This is a genomic window from Puia dinghuensis (assembly GCF_014642875.1).
GTDB lineage: Bacteria > Bacteroidota > Bacteroidia > Chitinophagales > Chitinophagaceae > Puia > Puia dinghuensis.
Genome location: NZ_BMJC01000003.1, coordinates 316409 through 342745 on the forward strand (window position 1 = coordinate 316409; position 26337 = coordinate 342745).

Annotated in this window: 16 protein-coding genes; 6 read left to right on the top strand and 10 right to left on the bottom strand. The window is 54.8% G+C overall.

Annotated features, from left to right (window positions below):
* Window positions 1–40: 40 nt before the first annotated feature.
* A complete protein-coding gene (locus tag IEY39_RS14680; protein ID WP_188932827.1) occupies window positions 41–853 on the top strand; it encodes a hypothetical protein in 813 nt (270 codons plus the stop codon).
* On the opposite strand, the gene IEY39_RS14685 is transcribed toward IEY39_RS14680, so the two are convergent.
* From IEY39_RS14685 to IEY39_RS14695, 3 genes are all read right to left on the bottom strand, one after another.
* Window positions 850–1704: an NAD(P)-dependent oxidoreductase gene (locus IEY39_RS14685; protein ID WP_188932829.1), complete on the bottom strand. Its 855-nt coding sequence runs from the start codon at window positions 1702–1704 to the stop codon at window positions 850–852. The genes IEY39_RS14680 and IEY39_RS14685 overlap by 4 nt on opposite strands.
* 17 nt (window positions 1705–1721) lie before the next feature.
* The gene (locus IEY39_RS14690) at window positions 1722–2357 is read right to left on the bottom strand and encodes a hypothetical protein (RefSeq protein ID WP_188932831.1); all 636 of its coding nucleotides are present in this window, start codon (window positions 2355–2357) and stop codon (window positions 1722–1724) included.
* Window positions 2358–2428: 71 nt separating this feature from the next.
* A complete protein-coding gene (locus IEY39_RS14695; RefSeq protein ID WP_188932833.1) occupies window positions 2429–5104 on the bottom strand; it encodes a TonB-dependent receptor in 2676 nt (891 codons plus the stop codon).
* Window positions 5105–5374: 270 nt separating this feature from the next.
* Between IEY39_RS14695 and IEY39_RS14700 the strand changes: the two genes are divergently transcribed.
* Window positions 5375–7021 carry a glycoside hydrolase family 13 protein gene (locus tag IEY39_RS14700; protein ID WP_229688912.1) on the top strand — a complete coding sequence of 549 codons (1647 nt, stop codon included), beginning with the start codon at window positions 5375–5377 and terminating at the stop codon, window positions 7019–7021.
* Window positions 7022–7033: 12 nt separating this feature from the next.
* Here the strand turns inward: IEY39_RS14700 and IEY39_RS14705 are convergent, their stop codons facing one another.
* A complete protein-coding gene (locus IEY39_RS14705) occupies window positions 7034–7582 on the bottom strand; it encodes a DinB family protein (RefSeq protein WP_188932837.1) in 549 nt (182 codons plus the stop codon).
* Between the two features lie 87 nt (window positions 7583–7669).
* On the opposite strand from IEY39_RS14705, the gene IEY39_RS14710 reads away from it, so the two are divergent.
* Window positions 7670–8083, top strand: a complete 414-nt coding sequence (locus IEY39_RS14710; protein ID WP_188932839.1) for a hypothetical protein — start codon at window positions 7670–7672, stop codon at window positions 8081–8083.
* 146 nt (window positions 8084–8229) lie between these two features.
* Window positions 8230–10608, top strand: coding sequence for an ABC transporter permease (locus IEY39_RS14715; RefSeq protein ID WP_188932841.1), 2379 nt, complete (start codon window positions 8230–8232; stop codon window positions 10606–10608).
* A 30-nt stretch (window positions 10609–10638) separates the two neighbouring features.
* On the opposite strand, the gene IEY39_RS14720 is transcribed toward IEY39_RS14715, so the two are convergent.
* Window positions 10639–12510 (bottom strand): beta-N-acetylhexosaminidase, encoded by a 1872-nt coding sequence (locus IEY39_RS14720; RefSeq protein ID WP_188932843.1) that lies wholly within the window; start codon window positions 12508–12510, stop codon window positions 10639–10641.
* Window positions 12511–12631: 121 nt separating this feature from the next.
* On the opposite strand from IEY39_RS14720, the gene IEY39_RS14725 reads away from it, so the two are divergent.
* Both IEY39_RS14725 and IEY39_RS14730 read left to right on the top strand, forming a co-directional pair.
* Window positions 12632–15163, top strand: coding sequence for an ABC transporter permease (locus IEY39_RS14725; RefSeq protein WP_188932845.1), 2532 nt, complete (start codon window positions 12632–12634; stop codon window positions 15161–15163).
* Window positions 15164–15194: 31 nt separating this feature from the next.
* Window positions 15195–15959, top strand: a complete 765-nt coding sequence (locus tag IEY39_RS14730; protein ID WP_188932847.1) for an SDR family oxidoreductase — start codon at window positions 15195–15197, stop codon at window positions 15957–15959.
* Here IEY39_RS14730 and galA read toward each other — a convergent pair.
* The 5 genes from galA to IEY39_RS14755 are packed head-to-tail and all read right to left on the bottom strand — an operon-like array spanning window position 15907 to window position 26176.
* A complete protein-coding gene (galA, locus tag IEY39_RS14735) occupies window positions 15907–19359 on the bottom strand; it encodes a beta-galactosidase GalA (RefSeq protein ID WP_188932849.1) in 3453 nt (1150 codons plus the stop codon). The two genes, IEY39_RS14730 and galA, sit on opposite strands and share 53 nt — an antisense overlap.
* 15 nt (window positions 19360–19374) lie before the next feature.
* Window positions 19375–20418 carry a glycoside hydrolase family 53 protein gene (locus tag IEY39_RS14740; RefSeq protein ID WP_229688913.1) on the bottom strand — a complete coding sequence of 348 codons (1044 nt, stop codon included), beginning with the start codon at window positions 20416–20418 and terminating at the stop codon, window positions 19375–19377.
* Window positions 20419–20425: 7 nt separating this feature from the next.
* A complete protein-coding gene (locus tag IEY39_RS14745) occupies window positions 20426–21511 on the bottom strand; it encodes a SusE domain-containing protein (protein WP_188932851.1) in 1086 nt (361 codons plus the stop codon).
* Between the two features lies 1 nt (window position 21512).
* Window positions 21513–23114, bottom strand: a complete 1602-nt coding sequence (locus IEY39_RS14750; RefSeq protein WP_188932853.1) for a RagB/SusD family nutrient uptake outer membrane protein — start codon at window positions 23112–23114, stop codon at window positions 21513–21515.
* Between the two features lie 29 nt (window positions 23115–23143).
* Window positions 23144–26176 (bottom strand): SusC/RagA family TonB-linked outer membrane protein, encoded by a 3033-nt coding sequence (locus tag IEY39_RS14755; protein ID WP_188932855.1) that lies wholly within the window; start codon window positions 26174–26176, stop codon window positions 23144–23146.
* Between the last annotated feature and the right edge of the window lie 161 nt (window positions 26177–26337).

A 26337-nucleotide genomic window follows, 5' to 3' on the forward strand; every position in this document is an offset into this window, starting at 1 on the left:
TTATCCTGCTTTCGCTGTCACTCAACATAAAACATGGACTATGAAGAAATTAACGGGCATGGGCCCCCTTCTCTATGCAGTTGCGCTCATCGGCTTCGGCATCACCCAGTTGATGACGCGGGATTTTCTGACGGGGTTGTTCCCCGTGCCGGCGACCCTGCCGCTGCGGACGTTGTGGCTGATAGTGAGTAGCATCCTGTTTCTCATAGCAGCGGTGGGAATGCTGTTCCTGGGCCGGAAATGGCTTGCAGCAGCACTGGCGGGGAGTCTTTTCTTTGTTTTCTTTCTTTTTTTGCACCTGCCAAAGCTGCTGGGGGACATGTATAATCCCCTGGAATGGTCACCGCTGTTCGAAGGGCTGATGCTGGGAAGCGGGGGTTTTATCATCGCGGCTTACCTCATCGACTCGGGAATGGGTGACCCCGGATGGAACAAACCTTTGCATGTCATGGCCCTTATGGGCCAATACCTGTTTGCGGTGAGCCTGGTGGTTTTTGCGGTGCTGCACATCAAATACAATGATTATATACAGACGTTAATGCCCGCCTGGCTGCCGGGGCATGTATTCTGGTCCTATGTCGTGATCGCGGCTTTTCTACTGTCGGCCATCAGCTTTTTTACCGGGCTGAAGCTTCCGCTGGCGTCGGGGTTGCTGGGAATTATGTTTATGCTTTGGGTACTCATCATGCATGCGCCCCGCGCCTTCGGGAAGCCGACGGCGGAAACCGAATGGTCGAGTCTTTTTACGGCCCTGGCGGTTTGCGGAACGGCTTTCACTGTTTGCCGCCAGACGGCGGTGTGGCACCGGCGGGGGGTGCAGCGGGAGGCTGCCGTCGAGGGCGTAGCGGGTTAGCCATCCAGCTGCTTTTTTATCGCTATGATATCTTCTTCGCCAAAACGGGCCTGTGCTTCCTGAAAGCTCTGGAAAGCTACTTCGGCCAGCGGGGTGTTCCAGCCTTCCGCTTTCGCCAGGCGCAAGTCCTTCACGATGTGCTTCAGCGCGAAAGCGGGCTTATAGTTGTCGTTGAGGATGGCGTCGCCTTTTATCTTTCCAAAGACATTGCCCAGCGCGCCGTTGTTCATGATGGTCAGAAAATCCTCCGTCTTTATCCCGTGATGCTGCGCGAAGATCACCGCCTCGGCCAGGCCCTGCGCGTGAAAGCTGAGCAGGAGGTTGATAGCGAGCTTGGCGGTGTTGCCCGCGCCGCTGTCACCGATGTGGAGCACGAGTTTGCCGAGCAACTCGAGGACGGGGGTGGCTTTTGCATAGGCGGCGGCTGTTCCCCCCACCATGATGACGAGTTGTCCTTCCTGGGCTTGCTTGACGCTGCCGCTTACCGGGGCGTCGAGGTATTCATTCCCCTGTTCGCGGCACACGGTGGCAAAATCCCTGCTGATGGCCGGAGAGACGGTGCTCATGTTGATGATGAGTTTCCCCGATGCTTTTGCGCTGAGCAGGCCGTCGTCGCCGGAGAAGACATCCCAGATGGCCCGGTCGTCGGAGACCATGAGGAAGAGGATGTCGGTGTTGGTGAGAGCCTCCGCAGGCGTGGAGGCGATGGAAGCGCCGGCGGCCTTTAGGGCCGCCTCTTTTTCTTTGCTGCGATTGTAGCCGGTTACCGGGTGGCCGGCATCCAGGAGTCGTTGTGCGAGTGGAGCGCCCATGGTGCCCAGGCCTATCCAGCCGATGTTTGTTTTGCTCATCTTCGTTTGTGATTTGATCACAAATGTAAGGCGAGGAAAAGTGGGACCAGCCAATCCCCGATCAAAAAGGCAAGAACAAAGGAAAGGGCCGTTGCGAGAATGACGACGCGGTTCCTTTTCGATTGGCGGGTAAACAACCGGACTATGCCATAACAAATGAGGAGAACGCCGAAATACAGGATCAAAATTATCTTGAGATCGATGGTGGGGGCGTAACTAAGCTGTAAGCCGAAAAGGATGCTGCCGGCAACCCCGGCGATAGGGATGGCCAGGAGGCTTCCGATGACCGTCCTCGTCCCGATGCTGCGGTCTTGCTTCTCCACCGCCGTCTGGGCCAGGGTCTGGTCGACGATGCCTCTTACTTCCTCGGGTGACAGCACGGTGGAAGACATCTTTTTTTGGATCAATTCGTCGTCGAATTCCTTATGGCTCATCATTGCCGTCATCGAGGCGATGCGGGTCGCTTCCGCTACGCGGTTGTCCTCTTCCTTGACACGGGCCAGCACCTGTTCGGCTCCGCCTCTTTCCCCGATGACATGGATTACCGCCTCCTGTGCTTCCGGGCTATAGTCAAACTTTTGGATGTAAATACCGTAGAGCTCGAAGTCGCTCAGGGCTTCGTACCGAAGGATAAAATCTTGTTTGGTCAGCATAGTTCGGCAAAATAGAAAAAGGCCGTCTAATATCAAAAGTAGACGGCCTTTTTTTAATAGAAAAGAGTATGTTATTGCCCCATGCTGGAACCGGCGTCACCCATGCCACCGCCGTTCATGCTCTTGCGTTTGAAGATGTTGAGGTCCATCTTCCCGAAGCGATAGGCGAATACGACGCGGAAGAGCTGCGGGTCCTTCAGGCGATTGTATTCCTGGGAGAAGAACTGGCTGCTGCTATATTGGTCGGACCAGCGGTTGCGGAAGATATCGGTCATGCTGGCCGTAATAGAAGCGGCATTCTGTTTCAGGAAACTGTATTTCACCGCCAGATCGAAACCATAGTACGGTTTGATATAGCCCTGCGAAGAGCTTTGGGTGACGGAGCCGGGAGGACCGAACTGGTTGTTGTTGAGGTTCACCGGCAGGTTGGTCTTGCCCTGGTAGATGGCCGTCAGTTGGACGGTGAAATTCTTCGGCAGCTTGAAGTTACTGTTGAATTTTCCAAACCATGTCCACAGCGCGGGCTGGGAGGGCTGATTCAGGTTGTTGGTATTGATATGCGAGTTGTACACGTTGACGTTGAGCGTCACATCCCACCATTTAGTGATGTTGTCCGTCGAGGTGATCTCACCGCCCACCGTATAGGCATTGCTGGCGTTCTCATAGGTATTGATGAGAATGGGCTTGCCAATGGGGTTGGTGCCGCTGTCCTGGTAGCGGGTGATGAGGTTGGACGTGTATTTATAGTACGCCGAGACGAGCAGGGTGTTGTTGTGCGGGAAGGTCTTCATATACGACAATTCGGTGTTGTACGTAAACTCCGGCACCAGATTGGGATTACCGCGGGTGATGTTGAGCGTATCCGAATAATCCGTGAACGGAATCAGCTGGAAGAAGCCCGGGCGGTTGATCTTCCGCGTTGAACTAACCTGCAGTTCCTGGTTGTGCTTCAGTTTGTAGCTCAGGAACACAGACGGGAAGAGCGCGGTGGGATAGGAGTTCTCGAAATGCTGTTTGGGGGTATTGAGCAGATCGCCGGTGTATTTGGAGCTCTCACCCCGAAGTCCAAGGGCATAACCAAAGTTGCCGATGGCGCTGGTGAAGTTGACGTATGCAGCATAGACAGTGTTGGTGCTGGTATAGTCGCTGGTGCCGTATGGATTGAGGGTACTGTTCCCCTTGTCGTCGACGGTATAGGTGTTGTTGTCGTTTTGTAGCTTCTGGATGCTGGTGCGCAGACCGGCTTCGAGCTTTGTCTTCTCCCCAAGAGGATTGACGTAGTCGGTCTGGATGGTCCAGAAGCGGGGAGCCGCCGTACCAGTCTGCTTCTGCAGGGTGGAATAGGCGACAGCGCTGCCGGGCTGGCCCTGAAAGTAGTTGGTCGTATAGTAAGAGGTAAGCGAAGAGTTGACATCGAAGAAGGATGCGTCCGCCGTCCATTCTTCTCCTTTCTTGTCCCAGGTATGTTTCATCCCCAGCTGAGCACCGTTGACATGGAATTCGCGATCGTTGTTCGTTGACCGGATCGAGTAAATGGTGGAGTCGCGAGCATTAGTTAAGATGTCCGTCCGGATATTCGAGATATCGGTCGGCTTGAAAGCACCGTCGACGCGGATATAAGAACCCGAGACCGTGGTCTTGTTGGTGATGAACCAGTCCATTCCCGCCTGCCCGAACATGAAATGGCCCTTGCCGCGTTGCAGGTCCTGCTGGAGGAGATGGGTCGTCGTGTCGGAAAGATAGGTATAGCGATCAGTGCTGCCAGTGGTCTTTGGGTTCATGGCGTTGTACATCCCGTTGAGCGTGAAGTTGACTTTGTTCTGCCGAAGGCTTAACCCGACGAGGGCGTTGGGCTGGCCATGGGAGTCTATACCCGTGGAGATGCTGCCGTTGTAGCCTTGCTTCCGGTTCTTCTTAAGGACGATGTTGATGATACCCGCTCCCCCGCCGGAGGCATCATACTTGGCGGAAGGATTGGTCATCACCTCCACGCTTTCGATGGCGTCCGCCGGTATCTCATCGAGGGTAAGCGTCGTAGGACGGCCATCGATGAAGATGGTGGGTGTCGAGCCGCGAAGGGTAACGTTGCCATCGATGTCGACATTGACGGAAGGAACATTGCGCATTACGTCTACGCCTGTCCCACCCGCACTGACGATATTCTGCGCAACGTTGAAGACCTTTTTATCGAGCTCCAGTTTCATCGGCGGGGTCTTGCCGGTAACGGTTGCCGTTGCCAGTTCGGCGACGGCGGTAGCCAGCTTGACGGAGCCGAGATCCTTTTCGAAGGAAGGCATGGCGCCGAAGGGGTTACTATTCGCCTGTCCTGCGGGGGCAGGCGTCGACTGAGCAGAAGCAGGAATGATGGTGAAGCTCACGTCCTGGGTCTTATAGCCAGTGGCGGAGAGCCGTACTACCAGGGGCTGGACGATCGGCAGATCTTCGAAGTTGAATTCGCCGTTGGATTTGGTATCCATACCCTTTATAAGCACGAGTTTTTTCTTTTTTGTAGCAGCATCGGTCACCGACTTCAACACGATGGCGGTGGCTGCGATGGGTTGACCGGTAGAATCGGTCACTTTTCCATAGGCCCGACCGATGGATGGAGGGGCTCCACCCGGACCACCCGGGCGGCCGCCCGGAGCACCGGGTTTTGCACCAGGAGCGCCTTGACCGGCGGCCTGCTGCGCCATCGCAAAGTCTGCGAAGAGGAAAGAAAAGATAAGGATAGCAACTAATTTTCTCACAATGGTAATTTTAGAATACAAAAATAAATTCGGGATTTAATTCTGTCGAGGGCAAAACTGCAAGCGGAGGAAAAAACGCGGTAAACGGCATAAATCTGTCGGCAAACGAAAAAGGCTCCCGCGGCCATGGAAGAGGGCTTTGGCGAGTGTTTTGCAGCGCGAACAAAAACTCTTTTATATTTGTAACAAATTGAAAGATACCCCGACAAATAGCCCTTTATGAAAAGATTGCTGCCGTCAATTACAATATTACTCACCTTTTTGTTTTGCATGAAGAGAAGTTATGGGCAGTGGTGGAAAGAAGCAATTGTTTACCAGATTTATCCCCGGAGTTTTAAAGACAGCGATGGTGATGGCATCGGCGATCTGAAAGGCATCATCTCCCGGCTTGATTATATCAAGAGTCTTGGGGTTACGGTGGTGTGGCTTAACCCGATCTATAGCAGTCCAAACGACGATAATGGCTATGATGTGAGCGATTACCGGAATATTATGAAGGAATTTGGTACGATGGCTGATTTCGATGCGCTGCTGAAGGGGCTGCACGCGAGGGGGATCAAGCTGGTGATGGACCTCGTTGTCAATCATAGCAGTGATGAACACGAGTGGTTCAGGCAGAGCCGGTCGTCACGGACGAATCCTTACCGGAATTATTATCACTGGTGGAATGCCGAAAGCGGCAAGCCGCCTTACCGGTATAGCCTTTTCGATGTCAACCATGACGCATGGCGATATGATTCGCTGACCAATGCTTATTATCTCCATTATTTTTCGCGCAAGCAACCCGATCTCAACTGGGAGGATCCTGCGGTGCGCCGGGAAGTGTTCGATATTATGCGATTTTGGGCAGATAAGGGGATCGATGGATTCAGGCTGGATGCCTTCCAGTTTGTAGCGAAGGATACGACATGGCCTGTCTGGCCGCAAGGCTGGGAGGAGCATTTCATGAAATATTATGCGATGGGCCCGCATCTCCACGATTATTTGCGGGAGATGAACCAGGAGGTGTTGAGCCGCTACCCGGTGATGAGTGTTGCGGAGGGGGCGGGCAATTCCTTTGACGACGCACATAATCTTGTGGATGAAGATCGGAAAGAGCTGAATATGGCATACGCATTTGATGCAGTGGATATCGCGACGTCGGAGGGTTATAGCCTGGTGCATTTGAAAGAAGTGTTCACGCGGTGGGACAGCGCCTTTGCAGAGAAGGGATGGTTGGCGATCTTTTTGGCGAATCATGACCAGGCACGACTGGTGAGCCGGTTTGGGAACGACCGACCCACTTTTCGCGCGGTCTCATCGAAGATGCTGTCTACCTTTCTGCTGACGATGCGGGGCACGCCGTTCTATTACAACGGGGATGAGCTGGGGATGAGCAATCCGGGGTTTACAAAGATCAGTGATTACCGGGATGTAGCTACGTTGAATGAGTACCGGCATTTGCAGAATACCGGCGGGGATGTGGCGGCTTATCTTAAAGAGATCGGCTTTAGCAGCCGCGACAATTCGCGGACGCCGATGCAATGGGATGCGGGTGTGCATGCAGGTTTTACGCGGGTGAAGCCGTGGATCGGGCTGAATCCGAATTATTCGGCGGTGAATGTTGCGGCGGAAGAACGGGATGCAAACAGCTGCCTGAATTATTTCCGGCGGCTGGTGCGACTGCGGAAGGATAACCCGGTGCTGGTATATGGGAAGTATACGCTGCTGGACAAAGACAACCCGGATGTATATGCGTATACCCGGGAGTGGAAGGGGATGAAGTGGTTGGTGGTGTTGAATTTCAGTTCGCGTGCAGTGCCGTTGCCGGCGGATGTTTCGACGGCGGGTGCGAAGTTGATCATCGATAATTATGCGGCGCCTGGCAAGCCCGGAGAGCTGAGGGCGTATGAGGCAGGGGTTTATGCGTTGCAGTGAGGGGCGCCCAATTTATTTTACTCCTTTATTTGAATCCCAGTTGCCGGCAAGTTTGCGGATGTACAAGATCTGGCCGGTGTGATAGGCTGTGTGGGTGTTGATGTGGTCGAGGGTCGAATACCATTTCCTCAGTTTTGCTTCATCGGCCGTTGCAATGGCCTTTTCCCAATCTGCCATCACCTGGTTGAGTTGCTGGACGGTGGTAGTCCAGGACGCCTCTGTAAAGGTGGTAAAGGTCTCGTTGTTGTTGCCGCTGAAAGGCAGTTGTTTCCGGTTGTAGAAGCTGTCGAGCGACGCGCGGTTCCAGAAATAGATATGATAGGCGAGCTCGCCGACAGAGTGGCAGGAATCGCAGGGCTTCCACATGGCTTGTTGGGCAGTGAGTCCTTCGAGAGCCTGTTTGACGGGGACATACCAGTCTTGTTTGTTCCAGGTGTTGTCAAACTGTTCGAGCAGGATAGAGCGGAGGGTCGGGCTTTTTTGCTGCGGCTGTTGCGCGGCAGCGGGGGCGGCAGTTGCGAGGATGGCGATGCCCAGGATGGGGATGAGGTGTTTACGCATGGCTTAGCTTTGATTTGGGGTCAAATATAGGTTATCGGGAAATTGGGGAAAAATAAGTATATTTATTAATATATAAACCCCACAATCATGAACTGGAAACTCATTTTTCAACTGTCTTTATTCGGGCTGGCGATGGCGATTGCCACCGTATTTTGGATACCTTCCAACACAGAGCCCTATTTCTGGCTGGTGATCTTTATCGTTTGCGCCTATATCATTGCAAAGCAGGTGAGTAGCAGACACTTCCTCCATGGCTTCTTTACGAGCCTTGTGAATTGCGTCTGGGTTACAGGCTTCCATGTTATTTTCTTCAAGACCTACCTGGCCGGCCATCCCCAGGAAATCCAAATGATGGACAAGATGCATATACACGGACATACGCGACTATTAATGTTGCTGATGGGGCCGGTGGCGGGAGTCGTTTTCGGCCTGGTGCTGGGGCTCTTCGCCTGGATCGCCAGTAAACTGGTGCGGAAAAGCAGCGGAGCGGGGATTGCGTAGATGAGCCAAGGTGTATGGTTTGCGTACGGCTGGTTGTATCGCAACCGGACAGTTGGCCATGCGACGGCGCCATAAGAAAATGGTTATCACGCGATGATGAAGATGGCATTTTCTTCGCTGCCTTTGGGGAAATACCCTCCCCCGCTATGTTATCCCAATCACTCAAGACTGCCTGGCGCCAGCTGGCCAGGAACAAGGCCTTTTCCCTTATCAATATTCTCGGACTGGCGCTGGGCATGGCGTGCAGCCTGCTTATCTTTTTGTGGGTGAAGGACGAAAGCAGCGTCGACACCTTTAATACGAAAGCGACCATCTACGACGTATATGAGCGCGTATTCTCGGAAGGTAAAGTGGAAGCCGGTCCGAATACGCCGGGCCCGCTGGCGGAAGAGTTGAAACGCAAAATACCGGAAATAAAATTTGCCAGCGGGTATGTGAACCGGGGGGAAGAAACGGTTCTCAGCGTAGGCGACAAGCGCATCGCCCTGAATGGCTGTCATGCAGACAGCGATTTCTTTAAACTATTCAGCTATCCGCTGCTGGCAGGCAGTGCGGCGTCAGCACTGCTGGGGCCAGCGGACATAGCAGTTTCCCGCAAGACGGCGGAACTCTTCTTTGGTAGCGCCGCGGCGGCTTATGGGCAGACGATCCGCCTCAATAATTCCAAGGATTTCAAGATCACTGCTGTTTTTGAGAACGTCCCGGCCAATGCCTCCCAGCATTTTGAGTTTGTGGCCAACTGGGCGGACGTATTGCAGAACATAAGCTGGTTGAAGGAATGGATCTATCGTACCCCGTATACCTACATCCAACTACGGCCCGGTGCCGACGCGAAGCGGGTCGAAGCCAAGATAAAGGACTTCATCACTCCTTACATCCGAACGGGTGACGGGCAAGGATACCGGCTGGAGCTGGGGTTGCAACGCTTTGATGAGATGTACCTGAATGGGGTGTTCAGGAATGGCGCACCGGATGGGGGACGCAGTGATTACGTACGGTTGTTCAGCCTTGTCGCCATCTTTATCCTGCTGATCGCTTGTATCAATTTCATGAACCTGGCCACGGCCCGGGGTATAAAACGCGCCAAAGAAGTGGGGATCCGCAAAACCATCGGCGCGAGGCGCGTGCGGCTTATCGGCCAGTTCATCGGAGAAGCGATGCTGCTGACCTTTATTGCGGTCGTGATAGCGCTGGGGCTGGTGGCGCTGCTGCTGCCCGCCTTCAATCAACTATCGGGAAAACAGATCGTATTGCCCATCGCATCGCCTTTTTTCTGGCTGGCTATTGTGGGGTTGATGGTGGTTACTGGTTTTGTGGCCGGCAGCTATCCTGCTTTATTCCTCTCGTCGCTGAATCCGGTGAAGGTATTGAAGGGAGCCCTGCGATTTGGACCCGGCGCTTTGCTAATGAGAAAAGGGCTGGTGGTTTTCCAGTTCGTGCTGTCCATCGTCATGATCACCGGAACGATCGTTATCGCGCAGCAGATGCGATATGTGCAGACAAAAAACCTGGGGTTCGACCGGGAGAACCTTGTCTATATTCCGTTTCAGGGAGACTTGGGGAATAAGTTCCAACTGTTCAGACAGCAGCTGGTGGGCATGCCGGGAATAAAGGGCGTCACCATGAATACCAACGCCCCTTCCAGGATCAGTACGCACGTATACAACATGGACTGGGAAGGTAAGAGACCCGATGAACGGGTAGTAGCGATCCACAACGGGGTAGGTTATGACTATCTGGATATGATGAACATCAAAGTCATCCGGGGCCGCGGGTTTAGCCGGGATTTTCCCGCCGACACCGCCAAAACGCATTTCCTCATCAATGAAACCCTGCTGAAAATCACCGATTGGAAGAACCCAATCGGCAAAAGGATGAGTTTCTTTGACTTTCAGGGTACCGTCATCGGGGTTGTAAAGGATTTTCATTTAAAATCGCTGCGTGACCCCATCGAGCCGCTTGTTCTGTACTTTGGAGAAAAGGAAGGATGGGGTGGGGTTCTTGTCAAAACAAAATCAGGTGAGACGCGGCAGGCCCTTGCCAGCATGGAGAGCGTGTTCAAACAGGCGGAGCCTCAATTCCCGTTCAGGTATTTTTTTAGTGATGAGCAATATCAGCAACTGTACAACGGTGAGGCGACCGTGAGTAAGTTGTCCAATGGGTTTTCAGTGCTGGCCATTTTTATTTCCTGCCTCGGGCTGTTGGGCCTTACCCTCTTCACCGCCGAACAGCGCAGAAAGGAGATCGGGGTGCGGAAGGTGATCGGCGCCAGCGTCGGCAATATCGTAACGATGCTTTCGAAGGATATAGTGCAGCTGGTGCTGTTGTCGGCGGTGATCGCCACACCCGTAGCATGGCTGGCGATGCATCAGTGGCTGCAAAATTTCGCCTATCGGATCACCATTGCATGGTGGATATTTTTTGTGGCGGGCGTGCTGGCGCTGCTGATCGCGCTGGCGACGATCGGTTATCAGGCGCTGAAGGCGGCGCTGGCCAATCCGGTGAGGGCGTTAAGGAGCGAATGAGCCGCTCAGCGGGCCGGATGGGGCCGGGGCTCAGTACACATGCCGGCCCTGGTCGAGGCGTTTGGTGAGGTCTTCCTTTTTTATGTTGACCTGCGCACCGATGAGATGGCCGTCACGGTAGGTGATGACATTGATCTGAGACGCGCCGAGCGGCCATTTTACCGGGGTGCCGGTATATTTCGCATAGGTGTTATCGGGATTCGTCTGATCGAAGGTGTAATAGATATCCAGGCCGTTGACTTCGGTGGACATGCCGACGACGAAGTCACTGCCGGGTACCCTTTTGGGCGTGAGGATGACGTTGTAGGCGCTGCGCGCATATTTGATGCCGGCGGCGTCCATGCGTTTGAACTCGGCTTCCATCCGTTGGGTGAAGTCGTCCCAGTTGCGGGCCTTCTTTGGGCTCCAATAGACTTCGGCGAGGGCGAGGCCACGGGGCCAGGTCATGTATTCCGCATGACGATAGGTGGGGACCGATTCTGTCCAGAGATTGCCCTGACCGCCAAGGATGAGTTTTTCGTCGACGCTGTCGGGGACGGGGTCATACATATAGGAGTCGTGGAGCCGGCACATGCCATAGGTAGGGGGTTCAACCACGCTTTCACCCTGGTAGAGATCAAGATAGCAATAATCCCAGGGAGTCATGACTACGGCGTGGTTCATTTTTGCGGCAGCGATGCCGCCGGACATTCCCCGCCAGCTCATTACCGTGGCTTCGGGAGCGAGACCGCCTTCGAGGATCTCGTCCCAGCCGATGAGCTTTTTGCCTTTAGACTTGACCATTTTCTCGATGCGTTTGATAAAATAGCTCTGGAGTTCGTCGACGTTGTTGAGATGTTCGTCCTGCATCCGTTTTGTGCATTTTGGACAGGCGGCCCAGAATCCCTTATAGGCTTCGTCGCCACCGACGTGGATATAGGGATTGGAGAAGAGGGCGGCTACTTCCGTGAGGATCTTGTCGATCATGAGAAATATAGAGTCGTTGCCGATGCATAAGACGTTGTCGTCCCGGACGGGGCCACGGGAGCCGGGGTTGACGCTATAGGGCAGCTGGGTGCAGGAGAGATTGGGGTAGGAGGAAATAAGCGCCAGGCTGTGTGCGGGGATGTCGATCTCGGGCAAGATGGTGACATAGCGTTGGGCGGCATAGCGGATGATCTCGCGCATCTCATCCTGGGTATAGAAGCCGCCATAGGTTGCCGGTTCGTTTGCCAGGGGAGGCAGGAATTCGCCCCAACGGCCGGTGCGGGACACCCGCCAGGCGCCATGTTGGGTGAGCTGGGGCAGGCTTTTGATCTCGAGGCGCCAGCCCTGGTCATCGCTGAGATGAAGGTGAAGGGTATTGTATTTATAGCGGATCATCTCGTCAATATAGTGTTCGACTTCGTCCTTTGTGAAGAAGTGACGGCTTACGTCGAGCATCAGCCCGCGCCAGCCGAAACGGGGATAGTCGGTGATGTCGACACAGGGGATGGACATGGGTTGTACGGCAGCGGAGGCGCTTGGAGTAGCAGCCGCGTCCGGGGGCAGCAGCTGGAGCAGGGTCTGGATGCCATAGAAGACGCCGGCGGCGGTATTCGCGCTGATGCGGATGCCGGAAGAAGTGACGGAGAGCGTATAGCCTTCAGCACCGAGGTTATTATTGTCCTTAGTGATGATGTCCAGGCTGATGTGTTTGCCGCCCCTACCCTGTTGCAGATGGAGACGCTCACTGAGCCAGGTTGCAGTGGAAGCCAGCGAATCACCGGAAAATGCGATGGTAGTGGCAGCGGTGAGCTGGAAGTGGCCAGGCTTTTCCGTTACCGAAACGGGCTGTGGAATGATGTGGATGTTGCCGGCGGATAGGGTACCGCAAAGGAAGATGGCAGTGAGAAAGGTGACAAGCCGGGAGACAATGGACATAAGCGCTGTTTTATGATTGAGGTGTAAATTTAGAGAGTTTGTGGAAGATTACCGGGAGGCGGACACCTCTTGTATCGGAAGCGGACAGGAGATACTGTGAGAACCGCGATAATTGGTTGATTTGAAAGGGCTGAGATCGCCGGCATGGCTTTGGATACGGGATGGTATGTTCATCAATTATATAAAGGTTGCCTGGCGCCACATGACGCGGCACAAGATCTTTACTATTATCAATGTCCTGGGCCTGGCATTGGGTGTTTGTGCATGCCTGATCATCTACCTGATGGTTCAATACGAGTCCAGTTTTGACCGGTTCCACCCCGACAAGGAGCGGATCTACCGGCTGGTGATGGAAAAGGGGTCATTTGCGGGAACAAAAATACTCACCGGCATTCCCGCGCCAGGACCGGCGGCCATCCGGCAGGAAATACCCGGATTGGAGGCAGCGGCCGGATTTTTTACCTACTGGGCGACCGTTGACATTCCCGGGGATACGGGTAAGCAGCATCCTTTCAACACCTGGTTAGCAAGTTCGAACCATGTCGGGAGCGTATTTGCCGATGCGAATCTATTTTCCATCTTTCATTTCGACTGGCTGGCAGGCAATCCTTCCACAGCGCTGGCGAAACCTTCCCAGGTTGTGCTGGCGGAGAGCCGGGCGCGATTGTATTTTGGCAACCTGCCCCTGTATAAGGTCATCGGAAGGGAGCTGATATACCGGGATTCGGTACCTGTACGCGTATCAGGGATTGTAAGAGACTGGGACAAGAATTCGGATTTCGCGTTTTCCGATATTATCTCCCTGAGTACGATCAATAGCAACGCCTTTTTTCAGCGCGACCCTCGAAGCCTGCTTTCCACCACGGATTGGAAGGCTAACCGGGAGATCGATTGTTTTATAAAAACCACCCGAAACGCCTCGACCGAGCTGGTCCAGCGCCAGGTGGCCGAACTGCTCAACAGGCATGTCCCGGACGATCCTGGGAAGAAGGCAAGCCTGCTGCTTCAACCCCTGACCGATATCCACTTCACCGAAGAGAATAACCATGACAGCTTCCGGAAAGCAAGCCGGTCGACCCTGGCTGTGCTTATGGCGTTTGCCCTGTTCATCCTGCTGATCGCCATCTTCAACTTTATCAACTTATCCACCGCCCAATCCCTGCAACGGGCCAAAGAGATCGGCATCCGAAAGATAATGGGCAGCAGCCGGAGGAAGCTGGTCTTCCAATTCCTGGCGGAGACCTTTCTCCTTGCTGTTCCGTCGGTGGTCCTGGCCATATTATTCGTCAGGCCGGTGCTCACGCTTTTCCACGATCTCATCCCACCAGGATTGGAATTCCATTTCCTGGATCCGTTTACCCTTGCCTTCCTCCTGCTGATAACCCTCGTCACCACCGTTTTTGCCGGGTTCTATCCAGCCCGGGTGATCTCGTCCTATCTACCAGTTGCCAGTCTCAAGGGGAACGAAGCGCCGAAGGGCAGTGAACGATGGCTGCTGCGCAAAGGGCTTATCGTGTTTCAGTTTACTTTGTCGCTGGTGTTTATCATCGGGGCGATCGTGATAGGCAGCCAGATGAACTTCATCCGAAATAAGGACCTTGGGCTTAGCACCGATGCCGTGATCAATATGGGCACGCCTGCGAACGATTCCCTCCACAACGCGAAGGTTCTTGCCCGGAGATTCCGACAACTTACGGGCGTGAGCATGGTGGCACGGGAGGCCCTGCCGCCGGTGGGTACCCCCAGTTTTTTTCTTCCATTGCAGTATAAGGATAAAGAGGATAAGCCAGTGCCGATCCTGGCCAGAGCAGGCGACGAAAATCTTATTCCCCTTTACCGGATGCGGTTGCTGGCCGGCCGGAACCTGCGGCCCGGTGACAGTCTCACCGAACTGGTGATTAATGAAACCTATGCTAGAGAGCTGGGGTTTCCCCGGCCCGAAGATGCCGTCGGTAAACTCCTGCTCAACCCAAAAACAGATGCCTCCGGGATGGTCACGGATGTCAAGGCCCTGCCTATCGTAGGAGTGGTGGCCGATGTCAATGAATATTCGCTGCGGGAGGCTATAAAGCCTATGGTGATAGGGTATGTACCCCGGGCAGTAAATAAATTGGCGGTGAGACTGGACACCCGGGGTAAGGATATGGGTGATCTGAAGCGGATGCTGGCGCAGATGGAAAAGGCCTGGAAGGAGGTCTATCCCGCGGCTCCGTTTAGCTATACCTTCCTCGATGAGGCCATTGCCCGGATGTATATAAACGAAAGCCGTACTGCCTTGATAGTGGATTCGGCCATGATAATTACCATTTTCATTTCCTGTTTGGGTCTCTTCGGCCTGGCCTTGTTCACGGTAGAGAAGAAGACGAACGAGATAGGCATCCGGAAGGTATTAGGCGCGGGCATCACCGATATCGTCGTCCTGCTTAGCAGGGATTTCCTTGTCCTGGTCGTCCTGGCGCTGATGATCGCCTCGCCGATAGCCTGGTATTTCGCGAATAATTGGTTGCAGAGTTTTGTTTATCGCATTTCCATCCAATGGTGGGTATTTGCCTTTGCCGGTGTTGGGGCGGTGTCGCTGGCCCTTATTACCATCGGCTTTCAAACCCTGAGAGCGGCGCTGGCGAACCCGGTAAGGGCTTTGCGTAGCGAATAGCCGTACCTTTACCGGTACAAATTATCCAATCATGACAAAATGGGAGCTAAAAGGCAAACGCGCCCTCATCACAGGAGGAACGAGGGGCATCGGGAAAGCTATTGCCGAAGAGTTTCTGGCGCTGGGCGCGGAGGTGATCATCGTGGCGCGGGGCGGGCAGGAGCTGGATGCGCTGGTGCGATTGTGGCAGGCCGAGGGCCGGGCGGTGTCAGGAGTGGCGGCGGATGTGAGCAAGGCCGGCGATCGCGAAAAGATCGGGACGGCGGTAGCCGAACGCTGGGGAGGATTGGAGATACTGGTAAACAACGCGGGGATGAATATCCGGAAGAAACTGGCCGAGTATGAAGAAGAGGAATACCGGCTGGTGCTGGAGGTGAACCTGTTCTCGGCGGTGGCTTTATGCAGGCTTTGCCTTCCCTTTCTGCGGCGGGGAACGGGAGCAAGTGTGGTGAACATCGCTTCAGTGGCGGGTAGCGTAGATGTGCAGTCGGGCGCACCCTATGGGATGTCAAAGGCGGCATTGATACAACTCAACCGAAACCTCGCCGCCGAATGGGCGGAATTCGGCATCCGTGTGAACAGCCTGTCACCCTGGTATACAGACACGCCGCTGGTCAGCACGGTGCTGAGCCAGCCGGAGAGGATGCAACGCATCGTCGAGCGGACACCGATGAACCGGGTTGCACAGGCTTCGGAAGTGGCGGGTGCGGCGGCTTTTCTGGCCATGGATAAGGCCTCCTATATCACCGGGCAGAATATTGCGATTGACGGAGGGATGCTGGTGAAGGGTTTATAAATTCCTTGCTGAAGTCATCATATAGATAGAGGAGATCGTTTGCCTTACCCTCCTTGTCAAATATCTGTTCCCAGGTGTTCAACGGCTCCCAGATGCAGGTGCCTTTCCCCAGTCCACCGGGAACGCTGAAGGCGATGTCATTCACTTCCCTTTTACGCTGTGTATATTCCACCACGATCACATCTTTCCCATATTGCCGGGCCAGATCGTCGACATTGTATTTCAGATCGGAGAGACTGCCATGCCAGCGCGGGTAATAGGACAGCCCGATAACGTCGAAGGGCACCCGCCTGCTGAGCATATTGTCAAGCCAGAAATGGGACTCATCGTTCTGGCCGCCGAGGGCGATATGCAGCATGATCGGGCAGGTCGCATCTACGGCCTTTACTCCCCGTATACCCGCATAGATCAGCTGTGCCAGGCTATCGGGATGTCGCATGCTGCCTTCGGGCCAGATCATGCCGTGGTTGATCTCATTTCCCACCTGTACCATGTCGGGGAGCGTGTGCTGTTGAGCCAGGGCGCCGATGACGCGGCGGGTGAAGGCATATACGGAGTCTGTCAGAACCGGGAAGGTTAGCCCGCGCCAGGCTGCGGGTTTGTATTGCTTGCCGGGATCGGCCCAGTAGTCGCTATAATGGAAGTCGAGCAGAAGCCGCAGTCCCGCGGCCTTTACCCTTCGAGCCATGGTGAGGGTATGTGCCAGATCGCAGAAGCCTTTCCCCGGAGAGTAACCGCTGTCACGGGCAGGGTCGTTGAAGATGCGCAGCCGGATATAGTTGAAGCCGTGGTCTTTTAATATCTCGATGGCGTCGCGTTGGCCCTTGTTGTCGGAGAAGTGGATACCACGGGCCTCGAGTTCGGGGAGGAAGGAGATGTCCGCGCCGAGCATTTTGGTGATGGGGCGGTGGGGGGCCGACGGGGCCGGGTGATCGGAAGATGCCACGTGGGGACGCCAATCGAGGACAGAATGAGGTGTTCCGGGGTTGATAAGGGAGATGTCGGTCGACCCGGGATAGAGGCTATCGGCGGTGGCTTCGAAATGATACATGCCGGGACGCGTGCCGGATTGGACGATTACCTGGCAATGACCGTTAAAGAGATGACGTTGGGCGATGGTGTCGGCGGGGGCATCGTTGGGGTCGATGGTGGCTTTGTCGGGTTCGTGGCTGCTGGGGTCGCCGTTGCCGGCGCCGATGATGTGGAGGTCACCCGTCGCATGGAAGCGGATGAGGTTGCCGGCATCAGGGACTTCCCTACCCTGACGGTCGACGACGCTGATGTTGACGACGGTAGCTTCACTGCCATCGGCAATCATCGTTGTCTTGTATGGGGTGACGACGACCTCAAACGGCTGGCCGGTGGTCTCCACAAATGCCGTCAGCTTTTTTCCTCTTTTCATCGCCACGGCTTCGAGCCGGCCGGGTTCATACGGCACGGTCCATTCCAGGTGGCTGTTGCGGGGCATCTGCTTTTTGCCCAGGCTTTTCCCGTTGAGAAAGAGTTCCACGTCGTCTGTATTGGTGTTGACCCAAACCGGGATGGGCTGCCCTTCGTGGCCCTTCCAGTTCCAGTGCGGGGAGATGTGGAGAACGTCTTCATCGGTGAACCAGGACTTATAATAATAGTAGATATTCTTTGGGAAGCCGCAGATATCCAGGACCCCGAAGTGTGAGCTGATATTGGGCCAGCTGAATGGCGTGGGTTCACCGCGATAGTCGAAGCCGGTCCAGACAAATCCTCCCAGCCAGTACGGTTTATCCGCGGCCATTGCCCACCATTGTTCGGCGGTATTGGCCCACCAGGGTGCGTTGATATCCTCATCCGGCAGATAGGCATTGACGGTATCTTTTACATAGATGCCGCGGGTGGTAACGGTGCTGCCCATTTCCGTGCCGATGATAGGTTGGTCGGGGTGGGCTTTATGATAGGGTTCTACCCCCATAATACGATAGTTGAAGCCCCGGACGGGGATGACCTCGTTGATACCCTGATAGACGTTGGCGAGGTCGGCCGCATACGTACAAGTGCGGGTCGGGTCCCATTCTTTCTGGCGCTGGATAAGCGTAGCGGCGATGCGGCGGCCAACGGAGCGGGTCTGTACCATCTGCTCTTCATTACCCAGGCTCCACAGAAAAACAGATGCCCGGCTTCTGTCGCGCAGGATGAGGCGGTGAAACTGGTTGAGATATTCGTCGCCGCTATTGAGCAGACGGTTCTCGTCGGCAACGAGCAATCCGAGGCTGTCACAGGCATCGAGCCATTCGGGAGTTGGCGGGTTGTGGCTGGTGCGAACGGCGTTGACGCCCATTTGTTTCAGCAGGCGCGCCCGGTAATATTGTAGATAGTCAGGCATCGCGGCGCCTACGCCGGCATGGTCCTGGTGGTTGTTGACGCCTTTGATCTTTGTATAGCGGCCATTGACATAAAGCCCGCTGGCGTCGATGCGGATGGTGCGGATGCCGATGCGGAGCCGCTCTTCGTCGAGGATGGTGTTACCGCTGCGGAGGGTAGCACCGGCGCGATAGAGATAGGGTGTTTCCGGGGACCAGAGGCGAGGGTGTTGGATAGTGATAGATTGGACCACTGTACGGTGTTCGTTGGGGTTTAGGGTCAGGGGCTGTGCGGGGCCGCGGCCGAGGGTCTTTCCTTCACGATCGGTGAGGAAGGCAGAGACGGTAGTAGTGGCGGGTTGGGGGTTGTCGTTGGCGACGGTGGTTTCCACTGTGACGGTGGCTGTGGCTGACGTAACGTTAGAATGCACAAAGAGACCGTCTTCGGCGATGTGGACATTGTTATATCGCTCGAGCCAGACATGGCGGTAGATGCCGGCGCCTTCGTAATACCAGCCTTCATATTGGGTAGCATCCACGCGGACGACGAGGACATTTTCCCGGCCATACCGGAGGTAATCGGTGATGTCACAGGAGAAGCCGCTATAGCCACTGGCGTTGCTACAGAGATAAAAACCGTTGATCCAGACCTTGCTGTCACGATAGATGCCGTCAAACCGGATGACGAAGCGATGACCAGAGTCGGCAGCGTCGATGGTAAAATGTTTACGATACCAGCCGATGCTGGTTGCGGGGTAATGACCACCCACCGGTTTATAACCATGCGACATCACCAGGGAATCGGCGGAGTTTTCGAAAGGCAGTTCGACGGCCCAGTCATGGGGAAGAGAGAGGCTGCGCCAGCCGTGGTCGTCGAAGTCCGGGGCGATGGCGGTGCCGCCGGCTTTACCGGATTTTACAAAGACAGAAGCCGTGCGGTAGTTGAAGTCCTTTGCAGGATCGGCAGCATCACCAAGATGGAATTTCCAGCCGGCGTCGAAGGATTCGCAACGTTGCCCCAGCACGAAGAGGGGAAAGGTCAGCATCAGTAAGAATGTCGATCTCAAAGGTGTCGCTTTTTACTATTGAAGAAATGCGTTCATGGCGACGGTGGGTCTGCCGGTGTTGTCAAAGGCCCCGAGTCCGTAGCCCTGCCAGCTGTTGTAACATTCGGGCTCCCAATAGAAGACCCCCAGGCCTTTGCTGCCGGTGACGGCCCTCACCTTGTGGATGAGATCGGTGATAAACGCCTCGCAGGTGGCAGCCTGGTCGACGGGCATGCCTACTTCACAGATGATCACCGGTTTATTATACCGCATGACCATGTCATTCATATTCGTCGCACAGTTGTCGTTATAAGATGCCCAGTTGGTAGCTGACGGATACAGGGACATGCCGATGATGTCGTATTGGGCATTGTTTGCCGTCAGGCCATCGAATACCCACCGGAAAAGGTTGTTGTCGTATCCGTTGGCGATGTGAACGATAACTTTCGTGGTATCGCTCACCGATTTAACGGCCTTGTAGCCCGCACTGACCAGGGCGGCGAAGTTGGCCATGCTGGTGGTGGCATTGCCCAGGGGCCAAAGCATACCGTTGCTGGTCTCGTTGCCCACCTGCACCCAGGAGGGGACGACTCCTGCCGCTTTCAGCGTATCCAGGACACCCTGCGTATAGCTATAGACGGTATTCGTGAGTGTGGCCATGTTATAAGAAGTCCAGGCCGCCGGGGTTGTCTGATGACCGGGATCGGCCCAGGTGTCGCTGTAATGGAAGTCGATCATGACGCGGAGTCCCAGTTGGTGGGCACGAACGGCTTTTGTGACCACGTCGGCGGTGTTGCACCAGCCGCCGGAGGGGTTGACCCAGACCCTGAGCCGGATGGAGTTGATGCCGAGAGATTGCAAGAGGGCCATGCCGTCCATAGCGGTGCCGGCGGAGTTGTAGAACTTAATGCCGGAGGCCTCCATCTGGGTGATCCAACTGACGTCGGCGCCTTTGTAGATGAAAGTATCGGCGGCAGGTTTTACCCCGCCGCCGGTAGGAGTGCCGCTGCTCTTTGAACAATTGCTAAACCCTGCGAACAGCAGTACAGAGATGACTATCAAGTGAGTAATGCGCATCATTTACGGATTATTTGAGGGAATAGGCGTAGTTGCCCGCTCCCTGGCTAAGATCAAGCGTTACTGTAAAGGTACCCGCTTTTGTGGAAGTGATATTGCCCGAGGTGTTGCCCAGCAACAGGTTGCCTTTGGCGTCGAGGCCATATTGATTGTTCCAGTCGGAATTGCTGACGAATTTGAAGGTGCCGCCGGCCGCCATGGTGACACCGGTGGCGGTCCAGACGTTGGTGCTGGTGTTGAAGGTCATGGGCGTGGCCGTCGTGCTCCAGTTGTTGAAGGCTCCCGCAATATACCAGGAGGTAGGCGTATAGCTGATGGTAAGCGCGTTGACGTCGGCTACAACCCTGGCGTAAGCCACCTGACCGAACCAGCAGTTGCCGGCGGAGCCGCTTCCGCTGATGGTCGTCTGCGATGTTCCCCATCCATAATTGGTGCCATTCCAGCTTAACTGGGTGCAGAGCTTGAAGTTGTTGCTGGCGTTGGGGAAGTTGATATATCCCTCATATACGCCATCGCTTTTCACGGACGCCAGGATCCAGCCCGGCTGGTCTTTCTGTGTCCATTGAGGGCTAAGGAAATCTCCTGCGACATATAGTTTCGGGTAGATGAGGATCACCTTATAGGTAGTAACGGTGAGGCCTACGTCCGAAGTGAGGGAGGGGACGGTGGATTTGCTGCCGTTGCTTTGGTTAACATCGGCCTTCAGGCGAACGACGACGGGGCTGGCGACGCCGGGTGTAAGTCCCAGTTGGTTGCACAGCTTGTTAAAGTCGGTTCCCAGCCAGGACTTGTTGAGGCTATCCGTAGTGATAGTGGTTTTCAGCGCGTTGCCCCAGGCACTCGCGCCGCTGGTATCGGCGGGCTGATCGATGAGCAGCGTATACGTAACGGGTGTCGACACGTTGTAGTTGAGGGCCGGCCACTTGAAAACAGCCACTTCGACAGAGTCATTGGCCGAAGAGAGAACGATGGTGTTGTTGTTCACCGTGAACCCGCTGATGCCCGAGGGGGAGCTCAGGGTGGGTTGTGTAATATCTTTTTTGCAGCTCGCGGCCAGCATGAAAACCGCCAGGCATGCGATATATAGCTTTTTCATATTAGTATCCGGAGTTTTGTTGGAGATTAGGATTCGAAGACAGATCGGTACTCGGTATAGGAAAAATATTGTATTTATCAGCGACAGCAGTACCACCCTGCACCCCACCTTTCCAGGCCCACAGGTAAGCCGAAGTGGTAAACTTCCCGTACCGGATGAGATCGGTACGGCGGAAGGTTTCGTAATACAATTCGCGGCCGCGTTCGTTGAGGATATAGTCTGTAGTCAATTGCCCCGCGGTGATGTCCCCCGAGTGGTTGCCATAGGCGCGTTCGCGGATGGCATTGACATAATTGAGCGCTGTACCGGCATCACCGCCCGTGCCGCCGCGTAGTACCGATTCCGCGTAAATGAGATAGACTTCGGCGAGACGGAAGAGGGGGAAGTCGATGTCCGAGAAATTACCGGCAGGGTCCGCATGCGGCGCAGGACCACCGCTGCGGGTGACGTTGCGGTATTTGAAGGTGGAGAAGCCGGCCGTAGAAGTATAGAGATCGGTCATGTTGAGGGTCTGGCCGGTTTGCCAGAATTGGGCGCGGTGATCGGTGTTGCCGCTATAGTCGGGGAAGAGGGTAACGAGCTGTTGTGTCAGGCGCAGCCCGCTCCAGGAACCATTGGACCCGGAGATCTTGCCGGGGACACCTGCCGGTCCGTGAACGAGATAGGTCGTCCCACCGTAGTTCTGCGTATATGTTCCATCATAGTTGATGGTGAGGATAAACTCGTCGGTGTTGAGGTTGTTATCCGCCAGCATCAGTTGGGTATAGTCCGGGTGGAGGCTATAGCCGGCGGTGATGACCTTGTTGCAATAGGTGATCGCATCGGTGTAGCGGGGCGTGCCGGTGTACACCTGCGCATTGAGATAAAGCCTTGCCAGCAAAGCCCAGGCCGCCGCCTGGTCGGCGCGACCGTATTCATTTTGCCGGGGAGCGATGAGCCCGCTGTCTGCGGCGCCTATCAATTCCGACTCGATATATTTAAAGAGATCGGCGCGGTTGATCTGTTTGGGGAGAGAGGACGCGATAGCAGTGTTCTCCGTGGCGAAAGGAACATTGCCGAAAAGGTCCATCAGCACCCAATACTGGTAGGCGCGGAGGAAGCGGGCTTCGGCGCGGTAGTGGCGAACGGAATCCTTGGCCTGGCTGCTGAAGGGCTTGCTGCCGAGTGCGGATTCGGAAGACTGCCGGATAAACTCGTTACAGAGCGTGATCTGGAAGAAGCTGCGATAGTAGAGTCCATCGATGATGGGGTTGATCGAAGACCAGCTCATCTCGTGAAGGCCCTGGATGCCGGCATCATTCTGCCAGGTCCAGGCGGCTTCGTCGGTTGTCAGCTCCTGGAGATTGAAATAAAGCCGGAGGAAATCGGAGTTACCTTCGTCGGCAATGATCTGCGGGGAGATGTCGGGGCTACCCGTGCCGCCCGCATTGCCCGTCAGGGCGAAGGCGGCATATACCTTGGCCAGACCTTCTTTGTAGCCGGCCGGCGTGCTATAAGCTTCGCCCGCTGTAATAGCATTTGTAGGGGTGCGAACGAGGTCTTTTGTACAGGCTGTCGCCAGGAGACAGAGACAGGCGGCGGCAGTGAATATCTTGTTGTTCATGATTTTCTTTTTTTGATGATGCTTACTTATCAAAAGTCAAGGTTCAGGCCCAGGAAATACGTTCTCGGGCGGGGATAGAGGTTATTGTCGATACCGGGGTTGCCGAGGGTGTTGGTGCCGGCAGCAATCTCCGGATCGAGACCCGTGTATTTGGTAATAACGAATACATTCTGCACGCCCGCGTTGAGGCGGAGATTAGTATGCGTATGGTAGATAGTACCCACATTGTACCCGACATTGATATTGTCCATCCGCAGGAAAGAGGCGTTTTGGATGTAGTAATCGCTGAGCAGCTCCTGCGCGTTGCCGCCCTTGAAGTGCGTAGCCAGGTAATTGGAGGAAGCATTGTACAGCACGCTGTTGCCAAGAATCTGGTTGAGGGTGCCGGTCTGGCTAAAGATGTTGTTATAGTTGTAATTGCCCAGGGAAGCGCGGAGAACAAAGCCGGCGTTGAAGCGGCGGTAAGTAACGTTGGTGCTGAAACCTAAGAAGGCCTGGGGGTCGGCGGGTTTGCTCTTGTAGAGGTCTTGCTGGTTGATGATGCCATCGCCATTCTTATCCACAAAGACCCCTTCGATGGGCTGACCGCTGGTATTGTATACTTGTCGATAGAGATAGAACGTGTTCTTGGTTCCGCCAACGGCATTGATGAGGGCGAACTGTCCACCGATGCCACCTGCGATGCTACCGTTCTGGAAGCCGATGAAGCTGGTGTCGTTGGGCACGAGGGTGAGCCGGGTGATCTTATTCTTATTATACGTAACGTTGAAGCCCACATCCCAGGTGAGATCTTTTGTCCGGATGGGTTGGAGATTGATGTTGAACTCCACACCTTTGTTGTTCATCTCCCCTACGTTGGCCGTAATAAAGGCCGAGAAATTACTGCCGGCGGGTTGGGGGATGTTAACGAGGAGATTGGTCGTTTTCTTATAGTAGAAGTCGACACTACCCGTGATGCGGCCATCGAGGAAGCCGTAATCGAGGCCAAGGTTGGAGGTGGCGGTCTGTTCCCATTTTATGGAGGGGTTATACCCCCCGGGGCGATAGCCCTGGTAATAGGAATTGGCGAACTGATACGAAGCATTGGGGTTGCTCAACGTATACGTGGACATATAAAGATAGTTGTCGAAGCCATCCTGTTGGCCCGTGATGCCATAGCCGGCTCGCAGTTTCAGGTCGGATACGCCATCGACGTTGCGTAAGAAGGATTCCGATTTTATGCGCCAGGCCAGGGCGACGGAGGGGAAGTTTCCGTATTTATTAGTGGGGCCAAAGCGGGAGGAACCATCCCGGCGGATAGTGGCCGTCAGCAGGTACTTGTCTTCGAAGCTATAGTTGGCACGACCGAAATACGACAGCAGGGTATGTTCTGGTTTGTCGAAGGAGAAGGCAGGGTCGGAGTTAGGAACCTTGGCGCCGCTGGCATAGTAGCTGGGATAGTAGTAGATCTTGGACAGGTAATTATTATAGGAGTAGCCCGCCAGGACGTCAAAGTGGCTCTTCATCGCCTTGAGCTCTTTGGCATAGCTGAGATAGAATTCGAAGAGGGTGTTGGTGTTGGTTACCTTGTAAGGGTTGTTGCTGCCGCCAGTCCCGCCGGCAATGTAGGCCTCTGCTGCACTGTCGGGGATGAAGGTGCTACCCTTGCCGGTGGATATGTCATAGCCGGCATTGAGGTTGGCATGCAGCTCGGGTAGAAAGTGGAAGGAATAGTCCAGTTGGATATTGCCGATGCTGCGTTGAGGTGTGCCCTTATTGAAATGTTCTTCCAGCAGGCCCAGGGGATTGCGGCCGGCCAGATTGACGAGACCGGTGGCAGAGCTGGGGTCCAGCCATTCGTAATAGCCGCCGAAACGGTTGCTCTTGGTATAGACAGGTTGAGTAGGGTCGAAGCTTGTAGCGCCGCCGATGGCAGCCGTGTTGCCGAAGCGGGCGGTCTCGATGCTGCCCTGGAGATGCAGATCGACTTTAAGATGTTTGTCGAAAAGGACAGGATTGAGGTTAAGCGCAGCAGAGGTCCGTTGAAGATTATCCGTCTTTAATATACCATTCTGGTCCTGGTAACCAACCGAGAGGCGATAGGGAAGGCCTTTGATCCCTCCGGTGACACTGACGTTATTGTTGGTGCCTACCCCATCCTGGTAGATCTGATCCTGCCAGTTAGTATTGGCGCCGCCCAGCATTGCTTTCTGGGCTGCGGTGCCGTTGGCGTTGACGACGGCGCGGAACTGGGCCGGGCTGAGGACGGATACTTCTTTTGGGAGGGTGGCGATGGAATTAACAGAAGAAAGACTAACCTTGAGCGCGCCGCCCCGTCCCTTCTTTGTAGTAATAAGGATAACGCCGTTGGCGGCACGGGTGCCGTAGATGGCGGACGCGGAAGCGTCCTTGAGCACGGTGAAGGATTCGATATCATTGGGGTTGATAAAGCTCAGGGGGTTGGAAGCGCCGGCGATAGTACTCGTCTGACCGGCCAGGACCTCGGTGGTCATGGGTACGCCATCGATGACAATCAGCGGGTCGTTGCTGGCGTTGAGGGAGGAGCCGCCGCGGATGCGGATGGTGCTGCCGGCGCCGGGCTGGCCGCTATTGGAGATGATCGAGACCCCGGGGAGCTTGCCGGCAATCATCTGTTCGGGAGTGGTGATGCTGCCTTTCTGGAAGTCCTTCTCGCTGACAATGGCGACAGCACCGGTGAGGTCTTTTTTGCGGACGGTGCCGTATCCGATGACGACAACCTCATTGAGACTGGAAGTACCCGCGGTGAGCGCAATATTTATAGGTCCGCCTTCGATGGGGCTTTCGAGGGTACCATAACCGATGAAGGAAAAAAGGAGGGTTTTGGTATTGGCGTCGACGGAGAGGCTATAGCTTCCATCGCTACCGGTAACTACTCCATTTTTAGGGGAGCCTTTTGGCTGGACGGATACTCCGGCCAGGGGCGTGCCGTCTTTTGCATCCGTGACTTTCCCCGTAATGGTCCTTTTTTGGGCGGAAAGTGCGGAGCCAAGGCACAGGAGGAAAAGAAGGATATGCATCCTTGCAAGCAATCGTTTATTCATAACACAATTAATTTTTGAACTGAGGCAAGGTAGAATGGGGTGGGAAAAGCCTTTTGTTCTGGCAGGTATTTCTCTTGTTCTATCTGTTTATTTTGGGATTTACCAATTGATTTCCAATAAAAAATTGCTCGGTTGACTTTAAATTTGAATATAATTTATTG

What these genes read in the sequence shown, in the direction of transcription:
- IEY39_RS14740 (WP_229688913.1), bottom strand. Translation starts at nt 20,418, where the DNA reads ATGATGCGCATTACTCACTTGATAGTCATCTCTGTACTGCTGTTCGCA.
- IEY39_RS14705 (WP_188932837.1), bottom strand. Translation starts at nt 7,582, where the DNA reads ATGCGTAAACACCTCATCCCCATCCTGGGCATCGCCATCCTCGCAACT.
- IEY39_RS14680 (WP_188932827.1), top strand. Translation starts at nt 41, where the DNA reads ATGAAGAAATTAACGGGCATGGGCCCCCTTCTCTATGCAGTTGCGCTC.
- IEY39_RS14750 (WP_188932853.1), bottom strand. Translation starts at nt 23,114, where the DNA reads ATGAACAACAAGATATTCACTGCCGCCGCCTGTCTCTGTCTCCTGGCG.
- IEY39_RS14755 (WP_188932855.1), bottom strand. Translation starts at nt 26,176, where the DNA reads ATGAATAAACGATTGCTTGCAAGGATGCATATCCTTCTTTTCCTCCTG.
- IEY39_RS14700 (WP_229688912.1), top strand. Translation starts at nt 5,375, where the DNA reads ATGAAGAGAAGTTATGGGCAGTGGTGGAAAGAAGCAATTGTTTACCAG.
- IEY39_RS14715 (WP_188932841.1), top strand. Translation starts at nt 8,230, where the DNA reads ATGTTATCCCAATCACTCAAGACTGCCTGGCGCCAGCTGGCCAGGAAC.
- IEY39_RS14745 (WP_188932851.1), bottom strand. Translation starts at nt 21,511, where the DNA reads ATGAAAAAGCTATATATCGCATGCCTGGCGGTTTTCATGCTGGCCGCG.
- IEY39_RS14730 (WP_188932847.1), top strand. Translation starts at nt 15,195, where the DNA reads ATGACAAAATGGGAGCTAAAAGGCAAACGCGCCCTCATCACAGGAGGA.
- IEY39_RS14720 (WP_188932843.1), bottom strand. Translation starts at nt 12,510, where the DNA reads ATGTCCATTGTCTCCCGGCTTGTCACCTTTCTCACTGCCATCTTCCTT.
- IEY39_RS14685 (WP_188932829.1), bottom strand. Translation starts at nt 1,704, where the DNA reads ATGAGCAAAACAAACATCGGCTGGATAGGCCTGGGCACCATGGGCGCT.
- IEY39_RS14710 (WP_188932839.1), top strand. Translation starts at nt 7,670, where the DNA reads ATGAACTGGAAACTCATTTTTCAACTGTCTTTATTCGGGCTGGCGATG.
- IEY39_RS14690 (WP_188932831.1), bottom strand. Translation starts at nt 2,357, where the DNA reads ATGCTGACCAAACAAGATTTTATCCTTCGGTACGAAGCCCTGAGCGAC.